General features: G+C 44.6%; 7 protein-coding genes. All 7 read right to left on the bottom strand.

Annotated features, from left to right (window positions below):
• Positions 1–75: 75 nt before the first annotated feature.
• Positions 76–441 (bottom strand): BlaI/MecI/CopY family transcriptional regulator, encoded by a 366-nt coding sequence (locus Q0192_RS10085; RefSeq protein ID WP_299289356.1) that lies wholly within the window; start codon positions 439–441, stop codon positions 76–78.
• Between the two features lie 312 nt (positions 442–753).
• Positions 754–1,395: a hypothetical protein gene (locus Q0192_RS10080; protein ID WP_299289355.1), complete on the bottom strand. Its 642-nt coding sequence runs from the start codon at positions 1,393–1,395 to the stop codon at positions 754–756.
• A gap of 33 nt (positions 1,396–1,428) precedes the next feature.
• Positions 1,429–2,517 (bottom strand): relaxase/mobilization nuclease domain-containing protein, encoded by a 1,089-nt coding sequence (locus Q0192_RS10075; protein ID WP_299289354.1) that lies wholly within the window; start codon positions 2,515–2,517, stop codon positions 1,429–1,431.
• Entirely contained in the window at positions 2,498–2,899 is a 402-nt protein-coding gene (gene mobC / locus Q0192_RS10070) for a plasmid mobilization relaxosome protein MobC (RefSeq protein WP_299289353.1), read from the bottom strand. Before mobC ends, Q0192_RS10075 begins: the two co-directional genes overlap by 20 nt.
• 251 nt (positions 2,900–3,150) lie before the next feature.
• Positions 3,151–3,450 carry a hypothetical protein gene (locus tag Q0192_RS10065; RefSeq protein WP_299289352.1) on the bottom strand — a complete coding sequence of 100 codons (300 nt, stop codon included), beginning with the start codon at positions 3,448–3,450 and terminating at the stop codon, positions 3,151–3,153.
• Complete coding sequence (locus Q0192_RS10060; protein WP_299289351.1) at positions 3,447–3,716, bottom strand: helix-turn-helix domain-containing protein; 270 nt, start codon at positions 3,714–3,716, stop codon at positions 3,447–3,449. Before Q0192_RS10060 ends, Q0192_RS10065 begins: the two co-directional genes overlap by 4 nt.
• Positions 3,717–3,912: 196 nt before the next feature.
• Complete coding sequence (locus Q0192_RS10055; RefSeq protein WP_299289350.1) at positions 3,913–4,698, bottom strand: hypothetical protein; 786 nt, start codon at positions 4,696–4,698, stop codon at positions 3,913–3,915.
• Positions 4,699–4,900: the final 202 nt, after the last annotated feature.

Raw genomic sequence — 4,900 nt, 5'->3', positions numbered from 1 at the left:
AACATACTTATTCCCTTTCAGTTGACAGGCTCTAACTTTTGGCTAAAGTCCAGCTTAGAAAATAGAAAATAATTGTCATTTTTTTTGTTTTTCTATAATTTCCATAATTTCCCGTAGCTCCTCAATAGACACCTGTTCCTGTTCGGCAAAAAAGGTGATGGCGTTTTTAATGGAATTGCCAAACAAACCAGCCAACAGCGGTTGGACGAATTGGGTTGTATAATCTTTCATGCTGATAGTTGCCGAATAACGATGGGTCGGGCCAAAGTCTTCTATAGACAGAAAGCCTTTTTCAACCAGGCGGCGCATTATAGTAGATACGGTGCTGATATGGGGTTTAGGGTCAGGCAAAGCTTCACGGACTTCTTTGGAGAATACGGGCCCTTTGGTCCAGACAATATGCATTAAAGCTTCCTCTTTTTCGCTGAGTCTACGTTTCATGGCACAAGTATAGAACTAATATTGTAATTAATCAACTACAAGTGTAATTTATTTAATAATGGTGTCTTTACAACCTCTCTCCGGAGCACGTTGTCTTAACTTAATGACATTGGGGTTAAGACTGTTTGTTGGCGGTTTTCCCTTAGAAATAACCTAACTGGAATTCTTTCAGCATCTAACTCCTTACAGCAGTATTTCTATTATCAAGATTGCCCGCGAAAAAAAATCAATTCAAGGGTTATTCTTGATTGAGATAACAAGTCCTGCTGACAAAAAATCAATGCGTAGTAATTTTTAAGTAGCTACTACATTTCAAAGGCGATGCTTTTTTAATTTTTTCAGCTTATCCTTTGCGTCCTTAGCCTCACGTTCCTTTTGCTCGGCGATATCTGCCGCTTTAGACCTTTCCAACGCCTCGGTTTCGTATTTAACAGTCAGCTTTTCCATTGCTGACGGGTCTCGGGCATATGCAGTGTCTGCCTCCTTTGCCTCTTTAGGATACATTTGCCTGGTCATGCGGAATTTAATGTCATTTGCTTCAAGACGACTGTTCGCTGTCCACAGGTAAATATTCAGGCCGGCACTTAAGGCAACAAAAACTAGCAACAGGGTACCTGCAATGATAATTGGCCTGGTCTTCACATCAAGATGATGATGGTTTTTTACCGGGATCACTTTGGGGATCAGTGCGAGTTCGTTTCGTAATTGGTCGATCTGGGATTGTATCTGCTGTGCCGGGTATGCCAGGTTATGCCGGTTAATCTCGGCTTTCAGAATTTCGGTAAGTTCCTCCTGGTCGGGTAGCAATCTTATAATCAAACTTTCTATGACACTAAACCGTTCGTTATAGTCCGGCAGTTTAACTTCCCGCTTTTCTAAAGCGTTTACTTGTAGCACTAAATTATCAATGATCTCCTCATTGATAATTTTATTATTTGAATTGGCGTTGTCCATTTTTCTTTTCGTTTGTAGTTTAATAATTCCCGGTTATCTTCCCGGGCCGCGGTATTTTTCCTCGCCCTGCTGCTGGCTTTTCTTTTTCTTTTTGCCAGGAAAGTCTGGCTCCGCCTCGATGTTGCCCAGCATTTCTTCGAGTAACCCCATGCCGCCGGTGATCACGGTTTTCAGGGTGCTGTCTTCTTCGTGTACCGTTTCGTTATACTGGCTGGCCTGACTATTATCCGGGATGACCGGTTGCCTGCTGTCCTGATTTTCTTTCATCGCTTCCCTGATCTGATCGGCCAGAGCCTTTAGTTCGCCTTTAGATGGTGGCTGATCTTGTTTTTGCTGCCATTCCTTTCTCTGCTCCTGCGTGTATTGCTGTTGCTGCTGTTCCTTTTCTTCTTGGATCCGATCCGCAATGGCCCGGCTAAGCTTGCCATAACTCAGACTGCGGTCGATCTCCGAGCCTTTGAATTTGTAGCCGTCCTTACTAAAACTGATGCCCTGGATTTCTCTGCTACCGCTCTTATATTTATACTGCATGTCAATGCCTTTTTGCTTCAGCACGATTTTCAACTCCTTCATGCTGCTAACCTGGTTCTTTGCGAACTTGATCGCATCGAACAGGTTATACTTCACTTTGTCCTCTCCCCTAAGCTGCTGCCGGTTTACGTTTTCCTTATTAGGGGCAATGTAGAAGCCGTATTTCTCCGTGAGTTCTCTGCAAACTTTGATATTGTTCTGCCGCTGAAAGCGGTCAGATAAGGTCTTTCCCTGGTTATCTACCCTATTATAGACTAAATGCAGGTGCGGGTGGTTCCGGTCATGATGACGGACCATTAATACTTGCGTATCCTGTACCTTCATTTTTTGCAGGTAGGCGCTGGCAATCTCCACCATCAGTTCATCATTCAATTTATCCAAATCGTTTACGCTCCAGCTTAATGCAATATGGCCGACTGCCTGACCTAATCCCGGGTTCATCTTTCGTTGCATGTTAAAATCACGGATGGTTTGTTCGATGTTGCCTTTACGTACGCCTTCGGCATACAGAATAGCAGCATCCTTTTTCAGCACGTTGTACTTCACGCAGCCGCCAAAGCTTTTTCCGGGTTTAGGTATCTTGCCGATCATCGCGGTTAAAGTGTTTTAGGGCATTATCTATTTCGCCCAACAGCTCATGACATTTCCGTGCAATAATCAGCAGGTTGCCTATGTTGGCTTGCTTGGTTAGCTGGTTCAGGTTATTGGCTATACCGGTCAGCATGTGCAAAAGGCCGCGGTCTTCGACCGACAGGCGCGGAACGATCTTCGCGTTTTGAGCCGCTGCGCGAAACCAGGTGCTGGTTTGCATACCGGCTTGTTTTGCTTTCATTTTAATATAGAATTCTTCTTTGTTGCTCAGCCTGATCTTCATTTCCCTTTCTCGCCGGACGGCAAGTTTCGGCCTGCCACCTTTATGTTTCGGGCGATCTGCCGCTGGCTTGCTGTGCTTTTCTTTTTCGCTGGTTCCCATCGTTCCTCCTTAATTTCTTGCAATCATCCTATCAATTGATCAGTCCATCTGTTCTTTTCCCACCTGCAACTAACAGGCGCAGGTGGCAAGTTTACCCGGCGGCCGCAGGCCGTCCGGGAAGTATTTGCGGGGGCAAATACACAAACTTGCTACTTAATGACGAGTAAAATACCGGAAGACTTTCCGTCCCTAGTATTCCATATCGCAAATAGTCTTAAGCTGTTCACTTTACATACCTGTGTTACTTGATTCTACATCCTTGCCTTGTCCGTAATTAAGGTGATTCGGCTGGCGGTGTGCTTATCAAAAGAAGGCTCGTAAATGATGTACTCTTCTTTGATCAGCTCCTTTAAACATTTGTGGTGTGTGGCCGGGGATCGGATACCGGAGGCCTGCATCAGCCTGCTCCGCGTTACCCGGAACGGAATGCTGTACTGCTGTTCCTGCCACAAGCAAAGCATGGCCGAATACAGGCTGATATGAAAAGGGCCAAGCCCTGTGTGCCGCTGGATGGCTTTTAGCAAGGCCAGTTCGGCAGGTGCCTTTTTCATTTAACACCTCCTTTCTCTAACAGCTTCATGATGTCCTGGTAACGGTAATACATTATACCGCCTATTTTGGAATAGGTCAGCGTACCGTTAATACGCAAGTTTTGCAGCGTGCCTGGCGAGATGCCCGGCAGCTTTCTTACCTCGCTACTTTTTAGCCATTCCTTGTTTGGTGGTTTTGCACCTCGGCCGAATGCGCCCTTTAGTTCCTGTACCAGTTCTGCCTTGAACTGTTTCAGGTCTTCTTTAGTTAATAGCTCTACTTGCATCTGTACGCCGTTTTTTGGTTAACAGGACGAATGTATGATGCGAAATAGCCGGTCTCATGACCAACGGATCCCGATGGTCATGTATAAAAGGCGAACAAGATGGGTGTTGTTGAACTCAAATAGTTGAATTAATGAAGGTTAAGCCACCGACGAAAAAATGGGGTGAAAACTCGTAAACAGCTATTAGGAAAGGCTTTTAAGCCTTATTACTCTTCCTGACCGCCTTTTTTGGCGTGTCAAATACGATCTTAAACAGCTTGTTTTCGGATGGAACTAAAATGCCTTTGACACTTACATCGTTTTGTTTATCGGAGAAATAATTCTTGGCAGTTTCTATGGGTATGTCTTTACCACCAAGGGAAAAATACTTGCTGATCATCTTGTAATAGGGCGTTTTGTAATCGCAGCGGAGCAGGTTCCTGCCAGCGGGCAATTGCAGGTCGCGGAGTTGCTGAATCAGGTCAATCACTGTTGGCAAATGCCCTTCCTCTATCCTGATCTTCTGTACCACGTCGTATTCCTTCATTTCGCTGATCTGCTTTTCTAATGCTGCGATCTCGTTTTGTTGTCTTGCAATGGTTGCGTCCTTTTCTGTGTAGACCTCAAGCCGGGGGCGAACGGCCCACTGGTCAATGGAATCCAGGTAACCGGCAAAAGCCCGCAGCTGCGTTTTTTGTATATTGGTTCGCTCGTGCTTAGTTTTCGAGCCAGGTTTGTCTTCTTTGATCAGTACCGCAATCCCGTCCTGGATAAGGTCGCGTAAATGCTTGTAAAACTCAACCTCCTGCGATCCTGCATTGACCGTCAGAAAATGATCCAGGTGATATTTGTAAAATGCTTCAAACTCGCTTTCTTTTCGCTGATATAGGTTATTCAGGAAATGGCGGTCGTAATGCCCTTTCCACCAGGAAAAAGGCTTTCCGATGTCGAAAGGATGTTCGCGCTTTTTAAAACGGGCAAGTGGTTTGAAGTATTCTTTCATCCTAATTCATAATTGACTAATATAAATAAAGATGTTAAAATTTAGATTATGGCTATCGGACTGCAGCCACTATGATTGTTAAAACGAACAGGATTTTGAGAACTTGCTGTCTTTACTGGCAAAAGTAAAAGGAAGATTTTTGTTGTCTGGAGTTGCTATCTTTAAATGGACAATAGGTTAAGGGAAAGACTTAACTTTAGAA

The sequence above is a fragment of the uncultured Mucilaginibacter sp. genome (assembly GCF_937859865.1).
Classification (GTDB): domain Bacteria; phylum Bacteroidota; class Bacteroidia; order Sphingobacteriales; family Sphingobacteriaceae; genus Mucilaginibacter_A.
Note: the sequence above shows the minus strand (reverse complement) of the source record. Positions and strands in the feature narration are given on the sequence as shown.

Excerpts from the sequence above, each read along its gene's own strand:
- Q0192_RS10055 (WP_299289350.1), bottom strand. The coding sequence starts at position 4,698 with ATGAAAGAATACTTCAAACCACTTGCCCGTTTTAAAAAGCGCGAACAT.
- Q0192_RS10080 (WP_299289355.1), bottom strand. The coding sequence starts at position 1,395 with ATGGACAACGCCAATTCAAATAATAAAATTATCAATGAGGAGATCATT.
- Q0192_RS10085 (WP_299289356.1), bottom strand. The coding sequence starts at position 441 with ATGAAACGTAGACTCAGCGAAAAAGAGGAAGCTTTAATGCATATTGTC.
- Q0192_RS10060 (WP_299289351.1), bottom strand. The coding sequence starts at position 3,716 with ATGCAAGTAGAGCTATTAACTAAAGAAGACCTGAAACAGTTCAAGGCA.
- mobC (WP_299289353.1), bottom strand. The coding sequence starts at position 2,899 with ATGGGAACCAGCGAAAAAGAAAAGCACAGCAAGCCAGCGGCAGATCGC.
- Q0192_RS10075 (WP_299289354.1), bottom strand. The coding sequence starts at position 2,517 with ATGATCGGCAAGATACCTAAACCCGGAAAAAGCTTTGGCGGCTGCGTG.
- Q0192_RS10065 (WP_299289352.1), bottom strand. The coding sequence starts at position 3,450 with ATGAAAAAGGCACCTGCCGAACTGGCCTTGCTAAAAGCCATCCAGCGG.